10 protein-coding genes are annotated in these 19,898 nt (G+C 68.0%); 3 read left to right on the top strand and 7 right to left on the bottom strand.

Going from position 1 to position 19,898, the window contains the following annotated elements:
• Nucleotides 1-11 precede the first annotated feature (11 nt).
• Genes AC0IZS_RS22665 through AC0IZS_RS22635 form a run of 7 tightly spaced genes read right to left on the bottom strand, consistent with a single transcriptional unit; the run spans nucleotide 12 to nucleotide 6,849 of the window.
• Entirely contained in the window at nucleotides 12-1,058 is a 1,047-nt protein-coding gene (locus tag AC0IZS_RS22665) for a hypothetical protein (protein ID WP_471637707.1), read from the bottom strand.
• Entirely contained in the window at nucleotides 1,055-1,555 is a 501-nt protein-coding gene (locus AC0IZS_RS22660; RefSeq protein ID WP_471637706.1) for a hypothetical protein, read from the bottom strand. The genes AC0IZS_RS22665 and AC0IZS_RS22660 overlap by 4 nt, the downstream gene beginning before the upstream one ends.
• A 9-nt stretch (nucleotides 1,556-1,564) precedes the next feature.
• The gene (locus AC0IZS_RS22655; protein ID WP_471637705.1) at nucleotides 1,565-2,497 is read right to left on the bottom strand and encodes a hypothetical protein; all 933 of its coding nucleotides are present in this window, start codon (nucleotides 2,495-2,497) and stop codon (nucleotides 1,565-1,567) included.
• A gap of 3 nt (nucleotides 2,498-2,500) precedes the next feature.
• Nucleotides 2,501-2,941: a GNAT family N-acetyltransferase gene (locus tag AC0IZS_RS22650; RefSeq protein ID WP_471637704.1), complete on the bottom strand. Its 441-nt coding sequence runs from the start codon at nucleotides 2,939-2,941 to the stop codon at nucleotides 2,501-2,503.
• The gene (locus tag AC0IZS_RS22645) at nucleotides 2,938-4,293 is read right to left on the bottom strand and encodes a hypothetical protein (protein WP_471637703.1); all 1,356 of its coding nucleotides are present in this window, start codon (nucleotides 4,291-4,293) and stop codon (nucleotides 2,938-2,940) included. Before AC0IZS_RS22645 ends, AC0IZS_RS22650 begins: the two co-directional genes overlap by 4 nt.
• A gap of 2 nt (nucleotides 4,294-4,295) precedes the next feature.
• Nucleotides 4,296-4,532: a hypothetical protein gene (locus tag AC0IZS_RS22640; protein ID WP_471637702.1), complete on the bottom strand. Its 237-nt coding sequence runs from the start codon at nucleotides 4,530-4,532 to the stop codon at nucleotides 4,296-4,298.
• Between the two features lie 16 nt (nucleotides 4,533-4,548).
• Nucleotides 4,549-6,849, bottom strand: a complete 2,301-nt coding sequence (locus AC0IZS_RS22635) for a portal protein (protein WP_471637701.1) — start codon at nucleotides 6,847-6,849, stop codon at nucleotides 4,549-4,551.
• A 754-nt stretch (nucleotides 6,850-7,603) separates the two neighbouring features.
• Here AC0IZS_RS22635 and AC0IZS_RS22630 point away from each other — a divergent pair.
• The 3 genes from AC0IZS_RS22630 to AC0IZS_RS22620 all read left to right on the top strand — a co-directional run bounded on the left by AC0IZS_RS22630 (nucleotide 7,604) and on the right by AC0IZS_RS22620 (nucleotide 19,720).
• Nucleotides 7,604-11,428, top strand: coding sequence for a beta strand repeat-containing protein (locus AC0IZS_RS22630; protein WP_471637700.1), 3,825 nt, complete (start codon nucleotides 7,604-7,606; stop codon nucleotides 11,426-11,428).
• A 92-nt stretch (nucleotides 11,429-11,520) separates the two neighbouring features.
• On the top strand, nucleotides 11,521-12,360 hold the full coding sequence (locus AC0IZS_RS22625; RefSeq protein ID WP_471637699.1) for a sulfotransferase: 840 nt from the start codon (nucleotides 11,521-11,523) through the stop codon (nucleotides 12,358-12,360).
• A gap of 544 nt (nucleotides 12,361-12,904) precedes the next feature.
• Nucleotides 12,905-19,720 (top strand): Ig-like domain-containing protein, encoded by a 6,816-nt coding sequence (locus AC0IZS_RS22620; protein ID WP_471637698.1) that lies wholly within the window; start codon nucleotides 12,905-12,907, stop codon nucleotides 19,718-19,720.
• Nucleotides 19,721-19,898: the final 178 nt, after the last annotated feature.

The following is a 19,898-nucleotide window of genomic DNA, read 5'->3' as shown; positions in this document are numbered from 1 at the left end:
AGGGTCTGGGCTCAGGGAGCGCGGGACGCGCGGGGATTGGATGTCTTGACGGCAACCACACGGCTGCCATCGGAGCGCTGGTACACGGGCTGGCCCTTGGATGTACCGATCCAGCGCAAGCCCTTGGGCAGATCCGCGGGCGCCAGGGCTCCAGCCTGGCTTTCACTCTGCCCCCCGCCCGGGTTGGCGTTGCCGCCTGTCTGCATGCGCTGGTTCTCTGCTTGGATCATGCGGATCTGCTCGTCCCGGCTGGCCTGCGCCTCGCCCCGATGGAGTGGCTGCGTCTGCAGCCGTGCAATGGAGCGGCTGTTGGACTCGATCAGCGAGCGCATGTCTGCAGCACTGGTGTCCCGGGCCGGTGGCGCGGACGGATAAGCATCGGCCGCCGGCACGCTGCTGCCGCTACTGCTGCTGCGCGGGTAGGCACCGCCACCGTCATCGGGGGCGTCACCAGGCTGCAGCCCTTCGCGTGCGCGAGTGCCGCCGCCCGTCTCGTTCGGCCTGCCAGGCTCCATGAACATCGCATACGCCCGCTGCAGCGCCTGCACGCCCTTGTCAGCGTCGTACTGCGCGCGCTCCAGCGTGGTGGTGGGCGGAGCGGCCTGCATGTCCCCCGCGCGGTCATGGCGCGCAAAGTCGCCCGCCGTGGGCTCTGTGCGGGTCATGCGCGGCGTGCCATACATCCGCTCGGCCAGCACGCTGGCGGCATCGTTGCCGTGGAAGCTGTCCACCAGGGCGATCACCCGCTGCTGCTCCTCGGGCGTGCGGGCGTCGTAGGCCATCCTGGCCAGGTTGATGCCCTCCGCGCCGGCACGGCCCTTGCCCACACCGCTGCCGCCCGCGCCGCCCGTTGCCGCCTTCATCTGCAGCGCCTGCGTCTGCTCTTGCTGCCACTGCCGGTCGGCCGTGCGTTGCTGCTGCAGCTCCAGCGCGGCCTGCTGCTTGTCCTGCAGCAGCGCGCGCTGTGCCTGCAGCTTCTCTTCATCGGCGGCCATGGCCGACATGCCGGCGCCCACGCCTTGCAGCGTGCCGCCCAGGAGGTTGGCAAAGAAGCTCATCGCACACCCCCTTGCTGCCGTGCCGTGGGCGCCACCCGCGCCGGGCCTGCGCCGCGCGGCGGCGCAGGCATCAGCCCATCCTCGGCGTCCATGCGCATGTACTCGGCGATGGACTCCTGCATCACCTGCTGCAAAAAGGGTTCGAGCTGCTCGTCGGGCACCATGCCCGCGTCGTTGGCCAGGCCGGCGATGTCCTTGACGAACTGCACGCCCACATGCAGCAGCACGGCCGGGTCCACGGGCTGGCCGGCCTTTTCGGACTGCTGGGCCAGGTAGCGCAGGGTCTGCGTGCCCATCCGCACCGCGGCTTGCGCAGGGTCGATGTCCATGGCCTCGCGCCACGCTTGTGCCTGTTCGCCCATCATCTGGCGGGCACGGCCCAGCAGCATGTCGAACTGGGCTTGTTGCCTGGCGCTGGCGGGCTGGCCACCGCCGGTGCTGCCGACCGTCGGGTCTTGCGCAGGGGCGCCCTGTCGGGCCATTTGGTTCAGGTTCATGGTGGTTCCTTATGCGACGCGAACGCCAGAGACGCTGCGGTAGTTGCGCTCAAGCATGGCCATCCTTTCGCGCTCAAGCCTTTCCTTCGATGCGTTGGTGATGCCGGTGCCGACGCCCTGCACAATCGCCCCCAGGCCCTTTTCGCTGGTCGCCAGGTTGCCGAGCCGGTCGAAGAAGCTGCCCTTCAAGGGCGCCACCGGCGCCGTGGCAGATCCTCCGGCCATGGCAGGGGCGATCACGGGGGCCGAGGCGTTGGGCTGGACGTAGCGCGAGAAGACCTGTTGAGCCGGGCCTTCGATCGGTGCCGCAGCACCGGTCAGGGCGGTCTTGTGCAGACCCGCGGGGCCCTCGATGGGGTCGATGTCCATCCCCAAGGGCTGGCCAGGCGCGGCGACGCTGGTGCCCGCCGAGGCAGCGGGCCCGGCAACCCTGGCCACTTCGGCGACGTCGTTGATCGGCAGCCCGTCCCCGCCCAGTCGCAGCAGGCCCTGGTCTCCCTGGCCCAGGATCGAGTGGTTGCCAAACGCGTTGGTGCCATCCAGGGCAGCCTTGCCCACGTTCGCGGCATCTGCGAGGTTGAATGCGCCCTGCGCGGAGTTGGCCCCGAAGGCGGTGGTGCCGTCCAGCATGGCCTTCGTGCTCAGCGCGCCGCCCGCCTCGGTCAGGCCGGCGCCACCTTCGCCAAAGTTGAAGCCACCATTCACCGCGCCATACACGGCCCCGGCAATGTTGATCACCTTGACCATGTCCTCGCCGAAGACCTTGGAGGCCGCCTTGTTGACCTTGTCATTGATGCCGGTGACCTGAAAGGCAATGGACGCGACCGTGGAAACCACGGTGGCGGCTGCCGCTGATCCGATGGCGGCAGTCAGGCCCACGGCAGAGGCAATGGTGGCAGTGGCGCCCGTGTAGGCCATGATGATGGGGATAACGACGGCCATGGATCAGCTCTCCAGTGCGGACACGTAGGCCGTGCCCATGACGCCAAAGCCCCGGCGGGCCATGACTTTGTTGAAACGGGTGGGGTCAGCAATGCCCGCGTAGTCATGCACGACCAGCTGCACGGCGCGCATTCGCGCGGCCCAGGCCTTGAGAGCGGCCAGCAGCCGCAGGCCGGAGCCGTCTTCGGCGTACCAGAGCAGCTCGAAGGCGGTCTGGTAGCGGTTGAACAAGCCGGGTTGCACCATGCCAGCGATCAGGCCGCGCAGTTGGCCGCCCTCTTCGCTCACGAACACGACGCCAGCCATGCCATGGATCACCCCCAGGAACGAGGCCTGCACCTGGGCCAGGTCCACCGGCTGGTGGGCGAACTGGCTGGCGGCGTGCTCACGCAAGGCCAGAGCCACCATGCCGGGCAGGTCGTCACGCGTGGCGCGGCGGATCATTCGCCTGGCCCATCACCGCCATTCCCATCGGGATTGGCGCTGGTTGCGGGCGCTGGCGATGGCTCACTGGTCGTTGTCGTGCGTTTCGTGAGCAGCCAGCTATCCGGCGTTATTCCCAGGTACGTGGCCTGGTTACCAAGGCTTTTATTGGTCATATCGACCACGTTGTCGATGGCCTCCTGCTTCCGTTCCGGGCTCATGTCGCTGGTCTGGATGCGGAAGATCTTGTCCGTGCCATCGTTGCGCAGGTTGGTGAGCGTGTTGCGGCCGTCCAGCGCCATCTGCTGATTGGTCTTCTTCTCGTCTGCATCCAGCTGCAACTGCAGCCGCGCCATGCTGGTGTCAGGCTGGATGCTGGCCGCACGCGAAGCCGCGTCCAACTGGGCAATGCTCAGCTGGTTCTGCGCCGCGAACTGGTCGCGAGCCGACTGGTAGCCGTTCTGCACGGCATCGCGCTCCAGTTGCAGCTGCTGCTGGCGGTCCAGCATGCGGTAGTCGCGGTCCCACTGCTGCTGCGCCGCCCACTCGTTGGCCTGCACGTTGAAGTCGGCCATATAGGCATCGCGCACGAAGGCGTTGTTGTCGCGCGCAAAGGTGTTGGCCTGGCCCGCGTTGAACTCGCCGGAGCGGGCATAGGTGCTCGCGTCCTGCTGGGCAATCGGCATGGCCGCGTCGTACATCGCCGAGTCGGCCGCCGTCATGGCCATGGAGCTGTTGAGCAGGCCACGCGTGTTGGCAGTCTGCAGCGCGCGGGCGCGGGCCTGCTGCATCAGCGGGCTGTCGTCGGCAATGATCTGCTGCAATTGGCTGCGCACCGTCTCGTTGGGCGCCACGTCCCAGCGCGTCATGCCCTGCAGTTGCGACAGGTTGATGCCCGTGGTGGGCGGCTTCTTCGTGTCCTTGGTCCAGCCCTTCTGGGCGTCGTAGGTGTAGTCGTAGTAGGGCTTCTCCAGCCCGCCTGTGGTGCCATAGCCACCGATGGCCGAGTCCTCGGCCGACCAGCCGTAGAGTTGCCCGAACTGCTTTTGCGTGAGGCCCAGGCCCTGGGCCTGTGCGGCGACTTCCTGGCTGGTCTTGCCCACCGACCACTGCTTGCCGGTGTTGATCTCGTCGGCCGTGAGGTCGCGCCCGCCCTCCCAGCCGGAGGAGACTGCGGCGGGTGCCGGCGATGGCGCATACGCGGGTGCCGGCGCTGGCGACGGCGCTGCGCCCCAGGCCTGGCTGGCCAGGTTGAACTGCGCGTCGGTGACGCCCAGCGACTTGCCGATGCGTGCCAGGTCCTCGTCCGACGCCCCGTTGGCCCGCTCGGTCGCATAGGCCGCGTTGACGTGATCCTGCGTGTACTGTGCCATGGTCAATATCCTTTGCTGCGGTCGGTGGTGCCGCGCTGCTGCGCCTGCAGGGCAATGCGGCCGGGCAGCGCCAGCAGGGCCTGCAGCTCCTGAATGGCGGCCTGCGCGGCGCGGATCTCGGCGTCGCTGGAGCGCACGGTGGTACACACCGTGGTCAGCTCGGCAATGCGCTCGGCCGCGTAGGCCTCAACGCCGCGCCACACGGCGGTGGCGGGGTTGATCTGCTCCATCCAGCTCATGTGAAATTCCCTCCGGTCATACGCCCTTGCCCATCTGTGCGCTGAATGCCATCTCGGCATTCAGCATCTGCGCCTTGCTGTCGCGGTCGGCCTGGCGGTCGGCCAGCACGGCGCGGGTCTTTTGCGCCTCGAAGGCCTGGCGGCTCTGTGCGTCGGCCTGGCCCATGCGTTCGCGCGCGGCAGTGCTGGCGGCATCCAGCGCCATGCGCTGCTGTGCCAGCTCGCGCTGGGCCATGGCCTCGTCGCGGCGCAGTTGCAGGCGGGCCTTTTCCAGCTCGCCCTGCATCGCGGCCTGCTCGCGCTGCTGGGCCAGGCGCTCGGCGTCGGGGCCGCTTGGGCCCGGGGGCTGCTGCGCCTCAGCCTGCTGCATGCGGGCGATCTCCTGCTCGGTGGGCAGCACGCGGTCGGGGTCGAGCTTGAAGGCGCGCGCAAACTCGCGCATCAGCCGCATCTGGTTGCTTGGCGGCAGGCCCATGGCCTGCGCCGTCTGCATGAAGGCCTGCAGCCGCTGCGCCTGGCCTTCCAGTTCCACCAGCGCGGCAATGCCCAGCGCACGCACGCGGCTGTCGCCCTTGATCTCGGCCTTCTCGCTGTACTGCATGTTCCAGTCGAAAAAGCGCGTGATCAGCGGCGTGACGATGTCGTCGTCCCAGTTGCGCACCGCGCGGCGCACCCACAGGTTGGCCGCGTTGTAGGCAATGCTCGCGCCCGTGGCGCTCTGCATGTAGTTGGGCGCCTCGGTGCCTTGCAAAAAGGCCGGCAGCGTGCCCACCTCTTCGATCAGCTGCTTGCTCATGCCGAAGATCGCCTGCAGCTCCTGCAAGCGCGCATCGATGGCGATGAACTGGATGCCCTGGCGCGCGTCCGAGCCCGGGCGCTTGTTGCGCCAGAACTTGCCCGGCGCCATGCGCCAGGAGCCATCCACCGGCTCGATGGCCTGGTCGTCCACCACCACCTGGGGCAGCACGCACAGGCCCATGTTGTCGTGCATGGCGCGAAAAGCGCTGTTGGCGCTCTCCTGGTTGTCGCGCACCTCGTACGGCATGCCAAAGCCGAAGATGCTGGCCTCGTCCATCTGCCAGGTGAACACGCTGTAGGGGTGCTCGTTGCTATCGAGCGGGTTGAGCGCCGCTTTCAGCACCTCGCCCTGGCTGCCGAACCAGACCACGCCGGTGTAGGTCTTGAGCGGATCGTCCTCCACCGCGCAGCCGCAGTCGATCAGGTCCTGCGCGGTGATGGGGCCGTGGTACTCCCACACCTCGTAGCGCCGGTCCTTAGCGCCACTGGCGCCGCTGATGGCGCGCAGCCGCTCGCGGTAGTTGTTGGTGGGCGCGGTCGGCTCGGCGCCCAGCATGCGGCGCAGGGCATCGGCGTCCACGTCGGGCATGTCCTGCAGGTCGGCCGCCTCCTGGCGCGTGAGGTAGTGGCGCTCGAACACGAACTCCGCCTCGCGGATGTGCGTGCTGCTCATGTCCGGGAAGAAGTTCCAGATGTCCACGCGCGCGGCCTGCGGCAGCGGCTTGCGCGTGAGGCCCATCACATACGCCCCATCGCCCTGCCGCGCCCAGCGCTTGGTGGTGCGAAACATCGGCACCGGGCCCTTGAGCACGCCGGTGCCGTACAGCACCGCATCGTGGATCACGTCGCGCGCATGGCGCGGGTAGCTGCATTCGGCCAGTTGGTCGTCGATCTCGCGTTGCATCGCGTCGCAGCGCTTCGTGGCCTCGTCCATCAGGGTGCCGATGGCGTCCTTGATGGCCCCTGCCGTCAGCATCGGCCCCTCGGGCGACTGCATGGGTGTGCCCGGCGGCAACTGCCCGGCCAGGTCCAGGGCCTCGTCCAGGTCGGGCACGGGCGTGGGCTCGATCACGTAGCTGCGCTCCTCGCTGGGGAACAGCATGTCGAACAGCCGCGCCTCCACCAGCCCGCACAGGCGCCGCGTCAGCGGCACGAAGACCCGGCTGCCGTACTCGCCCTCGTCGCCGAACATGCCGGGGTCGTACTGCCCGTTGAACTGGCGCACGTCCTTGTACCAGCGCTCCTCGGTCACCTGGCGCTGCTGCACCTGCTCCTGCGCCAGCGACAAGAGCCGCCGGCCCAGCGCGCCCACACGCACCGCGCGGGCTTCTGCGTCCCTGCGCTGCTGCGCGGCATCGGCCTGGCTCGCCTCGGCCAACAGGGCGAGCACCTCGTCGGCGCCCATCTCGCCACGGGCAACCAGGCCGACAATCTCCTGTGCGGCAGGACTCTCAAGGCCGCCCGCCGATGGGGCCAGTGGATCCGGGCGACCGGGGCGTTGGGGTGGGATGAAGCTCATGCCCCGCAGTGTTGCCAGGCCGGAGCTGGCGGCCAATGCGCTGCATATATGCGGTGCAGCCTGCGCCTGCCACCAAGATCCCGGCACGCGCAGGATGTGTTGCAGTCTGCCGACACGTCGTCAACAATCAGCCGCAAGCCACCGAATCGTTTCCGGCGCGCCTGCAAGGAGCCTGTCGGACTTGGAGCGTCGAAAGCGAAAATCGGCCTCAGCGAGGACAGTTTTTGCCGGATTTGCAGCCCCATAGCCAGGCTATGGGGCAAAAAGACGGTGAAAAATGGACCGCTGCGGCCGATTTGCAGCCGACGATTTCCAAGTCCGACAGGCTCCTATCGTCGCCAACGCGCGAGCCCAGGCCTGGCGTGCGCTTGCCGTGCCAGGGCACCCATGGCGCAGGGTGGATGGCAGCGATTTGCCAGAGGCCCTTGCGCACCCGGCATGCTGGGGAATTGCCGGTGCGGGTTGACCCTTGCCGCGGTTTCATTTACAACCGATTACAAAGCAGCGGGCATGCCTCAAGCGCCCGCCTGCATCCGCAGCCAAGGAACACCGGAACAGTACGCAGGGTCGCAGCCAGGACCCATGCCCCCCCATTGCCGATGCCTTCTTCCTGCCAGCCAGTCTTCGGACCACAGCCGCCCAGCGACTTGTGCTCGGCGCGCATCCACGTACCCCGCCCTGCTGATCGCGCAGCCATGCGCCGCCATCAGGCACACCCGCCACCTTCCTGTTCGAGCCTCGGGACTACCGCACCATGACCTACCAGACGACCTACCCCTCTTACGCCACAGACCCCGAAGCCAGCGCCGGTGGGCAGGAATTTTTCGGTTTCTTCAGCAGCACATCGGCAGTTGTCGTGGTCGAAGTGACCCACCTCCTTGACGACGGCACGCCAGGATCACTGCGCGAAGCGCTGGCGGTCAGCGGCAACAAGACGATCACATTCGCCGCCGGCCTTGCCGGGACCATCCATCTGGCCTCCAACGCGGCGGTGCCCGCCGGCACCACATTCGACCTGACCGGTGCCGGAGCCATCACCATCGCAGGCAGCACGCTGAACCTGGCCGCAGGCCTGAACGTGCAGACCGACAGCGCCGCCTTCACCATCAGCAGCGCCCTGGCGGGCACGGGAGGGATCACCACGGCAGGCAGCGGCACCCTGGTGCTGTCGGGCTCCAACGCCCTCACCGGCACCGTCCTGGTCAGCGCCGGCACGCTCAGCGTGGCCAGCGACGCCCATCTGGGCAGCGGCAGCATCTCCGTGGCCGACGGGGCCAAGCTCGCGGTCACCGGCGGCACCACCATCGACAACGCCATTGAGCTGACCGGCAACGCCACCATCGAGGCCAATGCCACCGTCACGCTGTCGGGCGAGGTGAGCGGCACCGGCAACCTGGTCAAGACCGGCACCGGCGTTCTCTCGCTGTCCGGCATCAACACCTACTCCGGAACCACCACGGTCAGCGGCGGCACGCTCGCCCTAAAGGGTGGCAACGCCATTGCCAACGGTGGCGCGATCACGGTGGGCGCCGGCGCCACGTTGAGCGCGGTGGACGACGAGACCGTCGGATCCATCGCGGGAGACGGCACGGTGGGACTGGTTGCGACACTGACCGCCGGCGCCAATGGCACCAGCACCACCTTCAGCGGCGTGCTGGATGGCGAAGGCGCACTGGCCAAGACGGGCAGCGGAACGCTGACGCTGTCCGGCGCCAATACCTACACCGGTGGCACCACGGTCAGCGACGGCACGCTTGCCCTGCGGGGTGGCAGTTCCATCCCTGATCAAAGCGATGTGACGGTGGCCAGCGGGGCCACACTCACAGTCGAACAAGGCACCGAGACCATCGGTTCGCTGGCCGGCAGTGGCAGCGTGGGACTGGGCTACACGCTGATCACCGGGAACAACAACGCCAGCACGCAGTTTGGCGGCGTCATCAGTTCCACCAACACCAGCGGCATCCAGAAAGTGGGCTCGGGCACCTTCACGCTGTCCGGCACCAACACCTACACGGGCTCCACCACGGTCAACGGCGGCGTCCTCGCCCTGCAGGGGGGCGCTGCGATTGCGAACAACAACGTGGTCACCGTCAATGCCGGTGGCAAGCTCGACCTGACCAGCGCCGATGAAACCATAGGTTCCCTGGCCGGAGCGGGCGTCCTGGGCCTGGCCAACAAAGTGCTGACCGTGGGCAGAAACGGCGCCAACACGGTGTTCTCAGGGACGACCCAGGGCTCGGGCTCTCTGGTCAAGACCGGCTCCGGCGCGCTGACCCTGACCGCCACGGCCAACTTCAGCGACGTCACGGTGGCCGAAGGGGCCCTGGTGCTGGGCAGCGCGGGCTTCCTCAACAACACCTCCGTCACCGTCAACTCCGGCGCCACCATGGCCGGCACGGGCACGGTCAATGGCGCGCTCACCGTTGCCAGCGGCGGCACACTGGCACCCGGCAACACGGCGGCAGGTGCCGGCGTGGGCAAGCTCAGGGTTCTGGGCGACCTGGCCATTGCCGCTGGCGGCAAGCTGGCCGTGAACATCAATGGCGCCAGCACCTACGACCAGCTCGAAGCCGAAGGCGCTGTGAGCATCGCGGGCGCCATCCTGGATGTTTCGCTCGGCTACACGCCCGCAGGGGGCGACGTCTACGCACTGCTCGACAAGTTTGTCAACGGCACCTCCATCTCCGGCACCTTCAACGCGCTGGCCGAGGCCGGCAGCATCACGGCCAACGCCACCACGCTCAAGGCCAGCTACACCGGCGGCAGCAACAACAATGATTTCACGCTGACGGTACCGGCGCCCCCACCGGCCGAGGACCCGGGCCCGTCGGCACCGCCGCCCGCCCCCACCACCGTGGACGGCGTACCCATCACCACCACGCCGGGCACCAATGGCGCGACCATCGTCACCGTCCCGGTGGTGCCATCCAACCGCCCCGAGACACCCGGCACGCCCAACCCCACCCTGGCCGACATCCCCCTGGCCAAGGACAGCAGCGGCCAGAGCCTGCTGCAGGCGGGCGTGCCCACCGGCATGGGCCTGGCGGCCGAGGGCCTGCCCACCGCACCCACCGGCACAGCCGCACAGGCCGAGCTCATGCAGCGCATTGAGCGCCTGGCCGGCACGGGCTCCGAGCTGGGCCCGCAGGCCCAGGCCTTCCTGGCCACGCTGGGTGCCACCGAGCCGCTGACCGTGCAGACCCTCAAGCCCACCGTGGGCGCAGGCTTCAACCCGGCCGTTCCCCTGGTCATCACCGGCGGCAGCGGCCAGCAGGCCATCGTCATCGACACCAGCGCCCTGCCCCCGGGCACGGTCATCCAGGTGGACAACGTGGAGTTCGTGGCCATCGTCGGTGCCGTGCGCGTGATCGGCGGCGCCGGACAGAACATCGCCAGCGGCGATGGATCGGCCCAGTGGATCGTGCTCGGCCCCGGCAACGACACCATCCACGGCGGTGGCGGCAACGACACCGTGGGCAGCGAGGGCGGCGATGACCAGGTGTTCGGCGATGCCGGTGACGACACCGTCTTCGGTGGTGCCGGCAATGACCTGCTCTCCGGTGGCACGGGCAGCGACAAGCTCAATGGCGGCACGGGCTTCGACGTGGCCGTGCAAGAAGGGGCGCGTAGCGACTACACCGTCACCCTCGATGGCGCGGGCATCAAGCTGACCCATACCGCCAGTGGCGTCTCGGACTGGCTGGTCGATGTGGAGCAGGTGCGCTTTGCGACCGGGCCGAGCCTGACGGTGGCGCACAGTGCGGCCGAGGAAGCCGGGGCCTACCTGTTCCAGAAGTGGATTGGCCGCGATCTGAACCAGGGCGAGGGAGCGATCATCCAGACGCTGACGGGCAAGACGGCACTGGAAGTCGCAACGCTCTTCGCCCAGGTGTTCCCGCAACAGTCCGCGGGCAAGACGCCGGCGCAACTGCTGGAGGGCATGGCCAATGCCGGAGCCATCCGCGTGGACGCCGTGCGCGATGTGATCGTGAACGGCGACGCCGGCAACAACAGCATCAGCCCGACCTTGGGCCTGGCCCGGTATGTGGATGGAGGGGCGGGCATCGACACCGTGGTCATCCCCGCCACCCTGGGGCAGACGCACATCCAGACGGACAATGGAAACGCCACTCTGCAGCGCCTGACCGATGGTGCCATGCTGGATGTTGCGCGGGTGGAGCGGATCACATTCAACGACACCCGACTGGCGCTGGACCTGGGCGGCCACGCGGGCGAAGCCGCCAAGCTCCTGGGTGCCCTGGGCGGCACGGCAGCCCTGGCCAACAAAGGGCTGGTCGGCGAGGTGATCCGCGCGCTGGACGCCGGGGCCACCAGCCAGACGCTGGCGGGCATCGGCCTGCAGGGACTGGGCGCGCAGACGCCTGCCCAGGTGGCGCAGCTCTTGTGGACCAACGTCATGGGCCGCGCAGGTACGCAGGCCGAGCTCAAGCCGCTCACGGACCTGATGGCCAGCGGCGTCTCGTTCAATGAGGTGGTGGTGATGGCGGCCCACCTGGAGCTGACCGCCACGCGCATCGACCTGGTGGGCCTCACGGCCAAGGGGATCGAGTTCGCCTGACGGCGAGTCCATCAGCGTACGCCCGGCGGCGAGGGGCCGGCGGCGTGTGATCGTATGCGATAGTCTGCCCACATCACCTCCCCCTCAGCCCGATGACCGCCCCCTCGCCCCGCTACCACTTCATCACCGGCTTGCCCCGCGCAGGCTCCACCCTGCTGTCGGCCCTGCTGCTGCAGAACCCGCGCTTTCATGCCGGCATGAGCAGCCCCGTGGGCGGGCTGTTTCGCGGCATGCTCAACCAGTTGGGCGCGGGCAGCGAGTTCGGCCCCGTGGTCACGCGCGCACAGCGCCACCGCCTGGCGCGCGGCCTGTTCGACAGCTACTACGCGGACCAGGCGGGCGAGAAGGAGGTCATCTTCGACACCAACCGCATGTGGAGCGCGCAGATGCCCGCCCTCATGGAGATGTTTCCGGGTGCGAAGCTGATCGCCTGCGTGCGCAACGTGGCTTGGGTCATGGACAGCATCGAGCGGCGCTACAGGGCCAATCCCTTCGAGATCACCCGCCTGTTCAACGACGACACCGAGCGCAACACCGTGTACAGCCGCGTGGACACGCTGGCGCAGCGCAACCGCATGGTGGGCTACCCATGGACGGCGCTCAAGGAGGCGTTCTACGGCGAGCACGCCGCATCGCTGCTGCTGGTGGACTACGACCTGCTGGCCCAGGCACCGCACAAGGTGCTGCCGCTGATCTACCAGTTCCTGCAGGAGCCGGCCTTCGAGCACAACTTTGAAAAAGTGCAATACGACGCCCCCGACTTCGACGAGGCCCTGGGCCTGCACGGCCTGCACAAGGTGCGCCCCACGGTGGGCCTGGAACGGCGCGAGACCATCCTGCCGCCCGACCTGTTCGAGCAGTACAGCAAGCTGTCGTTCTGGAATGACCAGGCGGGCAGCCGTGCCAGCGTGATCACGGCCAAGGCAACGTAGCCGGCAGCCCAGCCACCTGCCTGGTGCGAACCGGCAACATTCAATGGCGTTGCCGCCCTGCGTCGCACCACTGTCATAAGGCTGCCGCACGCGCTGTACGTGGTCAACACCACCTTGGCCCTTGTCTTTGCGGCCAGCGGGGGCAGCGTGTCGCATTGAATGGAATCAAGATGTTACGAGGGTTGCCACATGGCAGCTTTTTTGTTGACCCCCACATTCCTTTCACTTACGTTCAACCGTCGCCCCAACAAGGGGATTTTCGGCTGCAAGCCTTGCCATGGAATGAACGCAACAGACGCCTCGACCCTGCACGCACCCAGCGGCCCACGCCGCCATGCCTGCAGCCACGCGCCCGCACCGCTTGCGTTCAGACTGTGTTGACCGATAGCCGGCCCATGTGCATGCACGCCCCCACTGCCATGCACCCCACCGGCAACCCCTTGATCGCCAGCGCCACAGGCCGGGTCGCGGTACGCCATGCACACGCATGCGCGCACCAGCTACCAGCGAGCAGCCCCTTCACCCAATTCACTGTGCCAGCACCATGACCACCCTCCACACCAACGATGCGGCCGCCCGTGAAATCATCTTTATCGACAGCCGCGTCAAGGACGCCGACACCTTGCTCAAAGGCTTTCCACCCGGCGCGCAAGTGGTCTATCTGGAGGCGGGCAAGGATGGCCTGCAGCAGATGGCGGACGCAATGGGTCAGCAGGGCGATGTGGGGGCTGTGCATGTGCTGGCCCATGGCAGCGAGGGGCAGATGTGGCTGGGCACTACGTTCCTGGACGAAAGCACCCTGGCCGGACAAGGCGATGCGTTGGCCACCATCGGGCGCGGCCTGACTGCCGAAGGCGACCTGCTGGTGTATGCCTGCAACCTGGCGCAGGGCGAGACCGGGGCGCAGTTCGTCTCCAGCCTGGCAGCCCTCACCGGTGCGGACGTGGCGGCCAGCGACGACCGCACCGGTGCAGGGGGAGACTGGAATCTCGAAATACAGCAGGGCCCGATCCAGGCCCATGCGATGCAAGCCGGAGATGCGTACAACATGCACTCGCTTGCCACCATCACCGTGACCACGGGCCTGGATACAGGTGCCGATGGGAACATTGGCGCCAATATGGCTGCCGACCTTGCGGATGGCGGCGGCCTGTCGCTGCGCGAGGCCATCAACTGGGCCACGCCGGGCGACACGGTCACCTTCAACGGCGCCATGACGGTGGTACTGGCAAGCGGCGAACTGGCCATCAGCAAGAATCTCGTCATCGATGGTGACCTGGACAACAACAATACGCCGGACGTCACCATCGACGCCAACTACACCAGCCGGGTGCTGAGCATCACGACGGGCTCCACTGTGACGCTGGACGGTCTGGTGATCACGCATGGCTCGCTCTCCGGTGTCGGGGGCAGAGGCGGTGGTCCAACCCCCAGCGCCGACGGGGGCGATGCTCTGGGTGCCGGCATTTCCAACGCGGGCACGCTGACGATCAAGAACACCAATGTGACGGCCAATGGCGCTGCCGGCGGCGGTGGCGGCGGCGGGGTGGCTACCTCATACTTCGGCGGCGGCGGCGGCGGGGGCGGGCCCTTGATCAATGGTGCCAACAAGGGAACCGGGGCCGCAGGAGGCAGTTTGGGGCCTGAAAGCGGAGAGTATCTGGGTGGTGCTGGAGGATTGGGAACCGGAGGCAATGGAGGCGGCTTCGAGACGGCATTGGGCCATATGGGTGGACGCGGAGGGGCTTCCGGCGGCGGCGATGGTGGCATAGGTACAAGTAGCTACTCCATTGGCGGTAAGGGCGCTACCGCCCAAAGCGGCTCGCTCACAGTGAGCGGCGGCGGGGGAGGTTCTGGCTGGGACGCCACAGGCAAGGCCGGAGGCATGGGCATAGGCGGCATCTACAACGCCGCCACCGGCACCATTTCCGTCATCGGAACCTCCGCCATCACCAACAACGTGGGTGCGGGCGGCGGCGGCGGCGGGGGCAGCGGCACGGGAAGCAACAATGAAAATGGAGGCGCGGGAGGTGTAGGCGCAGGTGGTGTCTACAACGAGGGCACCTTCAACATCACCGCCGCCAACTTCGGGCTCATGGCGAACAACGTGGGGGTCAGCGGTTTGGGTGGTCTGGAAGGCGGCCTCGGTGCTCTCGGCGCCTCACCTTCTGTGGTTCTCAACGTCGGAGGCCCTGGCACCCACAACACCGCCTACGTGCCCCCGACCACCATCACCGGCGTAACCTCCAGCACCGCCAATGGCACCTACAAGGTGGGAGACCAGGTTTCCATCCAGGTTACCTTCGACGCAGCGGTGACCGTCACCGGCACCCCCCGGCTCACCCTGGAAACCGGCACCACGGACCGCGTGGTCAACTACGCCTCGGGCACCGGCACCAACACCCTGACCTTCACCTACACCGTGCAGGCTGGCGACACCAGCACCGACCTGGACTATCAGAGTGCGACCGCCCTGACCCTCAACAGCGGCACCATCCGCGATGCCGCCACCAACAACGCCATACTGACACTGGCAATTCCATCAGCTGCAGGCTCGCTGGGCGCCAACAAGGCCATCATCATCGACGGCGTGGCCCCCACGGTCACCGGTGTGTCATCGGGCACCGCCAACGGCAGCTACAAGGCAGGCGACACCGTCTCCATCGAGGTCACCTACAGCGAGACCGTCAACGTCACCGGCACGCCCCAGCTCACGCTGGAGACCGGCACCACCGACCAGGTGGTCAACTACGCCTCGGGCACCGGCACCAACATCCTGACCTTCACCTACACCGTGCAGGCCGGCGATACCACTGCCGACCTGGACTACCTCTCCACCAGCGCCCTGGCGCTCAATGGCGGCACCATTCTCGATGGGGCGGGCAATGTGGCCACGCTCACGCTGGCCACCCCGGGCACTGCCGGCTCCCTGGGCGCCAACAAGGCCATCGCCATCGACACGGCCGCCCCCAGCGTCACCGGCGTCAGCGCCAGCACCGCCAATGGCACCTACAAGGCGGGCGATACCATCGCCATCCAGGTCAGCTTCAACGAGAGCATCACCGTCACCGGCCTACCCCAGCTCACGCTGGAGACGGGCAGCACCGACCAGGTGGCCACCTACGCCACGGGCAGCGGCAGCGGCACGCTGGTCTTCAACTACACCGTGCAGGCCGGCGACACCGCGCTCGATCTGGACTACCTGGCCACGAACGCGCTGGCGCTCAATGGCGGCACCTTGCGCGATGCCGCGGGCAACAACGCCACGCTGACGCTGGCCGCCCCGGGCGCTGCCGGCTCCCTGGGCGCCAACAAGAACCTGATTGTCGATGGCGTGGCCCCTTCGCTCACGGCCGGTGGCGTGCCTGCCAACGCCACCTATGTGCTCGGCCAGCAGCTGGATTTCACGGTGACGTACAGCGAGGCCGTGACCGTCAACACCGGCGGGGGCACGCCGTACATCGCCCTCACGCTGGACACCGGGGGCTCGGTGCAGGCGGCCTATGTGTCGGGCTCGGGCACCGACACCCTGAGCTTTCGGTACACCGTGGCCGCAGGCAACCAGGACACCAACGGCATCAACGCAGCGTCTGCCATCACCCTGAACGGGGGCACGGTGCGCGATGCCGCCGGCAACAACGCGGCCGCCACCGGCATCACCTTCGCCAGCACCGCCGGTGTGCTGGTGGATGCGGCCGCCCCCACGGTCAGCAGCATCAACCGGGTGGGCAGCGCCAGCACCAACGCCACCAGCGTGGACTACACCGTCATCTTCAGCGAGTCGGTGACGGGGGTGGACACCAGCGACTTCACCGTGACAGGCGTCGGCGCAACGGGCACCGTGGCCAGCATCACCGGCTCCGGCACCACCTACACGGTGACGGTCAACGGCATCACCGGCACCGGCACGCTGCGCCTGGACCTCAAGAACGCGGGCACGGGCATCACCGACACGCCGGGCAATGCCATTGCCACGGGCTTCACCTCGGGCCAGACCTACACCATCGACACCGTGGCCCCGCCGGCCCCCAGCATCACCGCCCTGGACGCCGCCAGCGACACCGGCAGCTCCAACAGCGACCGCCTCACCTCGGACACCACGCCCACCCTCACCGGCACGGCCGAGGCCAACGCCACGGTGCGGCTGTACGACACCGATGGCACCACGCTGCTGGACACCGCGGCTGCCGATGGCGCGGGCAACTGGTCGCTCACCAGCTCGGTGCTGTTGGCCGGCGCGCACACCCTGACGGTCAAGGCCACCGATGCGGCGGGCAATGTGAGCACGGCCTCCACCGGGCTGGTGGTCACCATCGATGCCTCGGCCCCGGCTGCCCCCTCGGCCCCGGACATGGATTCCGGCAGCGATTCGGGCGCGTCTCCCACGGACAACACCACCAGCGACACCACGCCCACCGTCTCCGGCACGGCCGAGGCGGGCAGCACCGTCACGCTGTACGACACCGATGGCACGACGGTGCTGGGCACGGCGGTGGCCACCGGCGGCGTCTGGTCCATCACCAGCAGCACGGCCCTGTTGCAGGGCACGCACACCCTGACCACCAAGGCCGTGGATGCGGCGGGCAATGTGAGCGTGGCATCTGCGGGGCTGGTGGTCACCATCGATACCTCCGTGGCCGCCCCCTCGGCCCCCGATCTGGTGGTGGGCAGCGATTCGGGCACCTCATCGACGGACGACATCACCAACGCCACCACGCCCACCCTCAGCGGCACGGCCGAGGCGAACAGCACCGTCACGCTGTACGACACCGATGGCACGACGGTGCTGGGCACCATGGCTGCCGATGGCGCAGGCAACTGGTCCATCACCACCAGCACGGCCCTGTCGGCGGGCGCACACACCCTGACCGCCAAGGCCACCGATCTGGCGGGCAATGTGAGCGTGGCGTCGGCGGGGCTGGCCCTCACCATCGATACCACGGCACCCGCAGCCTCGTCGCCGCCCAACCTGGACACCGCCAGCGATTCCGGCGCCTCCAGCACCGACAACATCACCAGCACCACCCTGCCCACCTTCTCGGGCACGGCGGGGCTGAACGCCAATGTCACGCTGTATGACACCGATGGCACCACGGTGCTGGGCAGCACGGTTGCCGATGGCGCGGGCAACTGGTCCATCACCCCCGGTGCGGCCCTGGCCGCTGGCACCCATACCCTGACCACCAAGTCCTCGGATGTGGCGGGCAATTTCAGCACGGCATCGTTCGGCCTGTCGGTCACCATCGATCCCGCGGCCCCGGTGCTGGCCTCGGCCACGGTCAATGGCAGCACGCTGGTGCTGACCTATACCGATGCGGGCACGCTCGATGCGGTCAATGCCGCTGCGCCCGGGGACTTCACCGTGATGGTGGGGGTGGTCCCGAACGTGGTCACGGCAGCGGTGGTGAATGCGGCGGCAAGGACCGTGACCCTGACCCTGACCACAGCCGTGACCAGTGGCCAGGTGGTGACGGTGGCCTATGCCGATCCCACGGGGGGCAATGACGCCAGCGCGGTCCAGGATGCGGCCGGCAACGATGCCGCCACGCTGGCGGCCACGGCGGTGACCAACACCACCGCCGCCCCTGATCCAGGCCCCGGGCCCACGCCTCCCATCACCCCCATCGACGGCGTGCCCGTCGTCACCGAACCGGGCCCTGGCGGCTCGACCATCATCACCATCCCGGTGGTCGTGCCCACCCGGCCCGATACCCCCGGCACGCCTTCTCCGCTGGCGGACATCCCCCTGGTCACCTCGCCCAGCGGCACCCCCATCGTCTCGGTGGGTGTGCCCACGGGCGTCGGGCTGCAGGCCGAGGGGCTGACCACCACGACCACGGGCTCTGCGGCCCTGGCCGAACTGGGCTTCCGCATCGAGCGCATTGCCGGCGACAGCCCCGAGCTGACCAATGCGGGCCAGGTGTTCTATGCCACCCTGGCGCCCAACGAGCCCTTGAGCGTGCAGATCTTGAAGCCCACCATCGGTGCCGGCTATGACGGATCGCAGCCCCTGGTCATCACGGGCAGCAACAACCCGGCCGACGGCAAGCAGGCGGTGATCGTGGATGCCCGAAGTCTGCCTTCGGGCACGGTGATCCAGGTGGACGGCATCGAGTTCCTGGCGGTCGTGGGTGCCGTGCGCATCATTGGCGGTGCGGGCCAGAATGCGGCCAGCGGCGACAGCGCAAACCAGTGGATCGTGCTGGGACCGGACGACGACATCATCCATGGCGGTGGTGGCAACGATGTGGTCGGCAGCGAAGGCGGCGACGACCAGGTGTTCGGCGATGCCGGCGATGACATCGTCTTCGGTGGTGCCGGTAATGACCTGCTCTCGGGCGGCACGGGCAGCGACAAGCTCAATGGCGGCACCGGCTTCGATGTGGCCGTGCAGGAGGGGGCCCGCAGCGACTACACCGTCACCCTCGATGGCGCGGGCATCAAGCTGACCCATACCGCCAGTGGCGTCTCCGACTGGCTGGTCGATGTGGAGCAGGTGCGCTTTGCGACCGGCCCGAGCCTCACAGTGGCGCACAGTGCCGCCGAAGAAGCCGGGGCCTACCTGTTCCAGAAGTGGATTGGCCGCGATCTGAACCAGGGTGAGGGAGCCATCATCCAGAGCCTCACAGGCAAGACGGCCTTGGAAGTGGCGACCTTGTTCGCCCAGGTGTTCCCCGAGCAGAGTGCAGGCAAGACACCTTCCCAGTTGCTGGAAGGCATGGCCGCAGCGGGAGCCATTCGCGTGGATGCGGTTCGGGATGTGACCGTGACCGGCGATGCCGGCAACAACACCATCAGCCCGACCTTGGGCTTGGCGCGCTACGTGGATGGCGGTGCGGGAACGGACACGGTGGTGATCCCCGCGACCTTGGGCCAAACCCATGTGCAGGCCAACGGCAATGGATCGTTCACGCTGCAGCGCCTGACCGATGGCGCGATGCTGGACACCACCCGGGTCGAGCGGGTCACCTTCAACGACACCAAGCTGGCGCTGGACCTCAACGGCCATGCGGGCGACGCAGCCAAGCTGCTGGGGGCCCTGGGTGGCCCGGCCCTGCTGGCCAACAAGGGCGTGGTGGGCGAGGTGATCCGCCTGCTCGATGCCGGGGCCACCAGCCAGACCATCGCGGGCCTGGGGCTGCAGCTCTTGGGGGCGCGCACGCCCACGCAGATCGCGCAGACACTGTGGACCAACGTGGTCGGCCGTGCGGGTACGGATGGGGAGCTCAAGCTGCTCACCGACATCATGGCGGGCGGGGTGTCGGCGGCCGATCTGGTGGTGATGGCGGCGAACCTGGAGCTGAATGCCACGCGCATTGACCTGGTGGGGCTGACGGCCAAGGGCATCGAGTTCGCCTGATGGCGGGGGTCTCAGGTTTCACCTGAGACCTGCCCCGCCCACGGGGAGCGCAATGCTCTGCCGGCCCACCACCCTCCATTACCGCGCCCGCCAGGGGCGCAGACAGCACCTCCCCGCGCAGACCCAGACCCTTGCCCGGCCAGTCCCCCTACCTCGGTAGGGTTTACCACTTGGTAAG

Source organism: Acidovorax sp. AC410, from assembly GCF_979253235.1.
The sequence above is the reverse complement of the archived record's forward strand: the minus strand, read 5'-3'. Positions and strand labels throughout refer to the sequence as shown.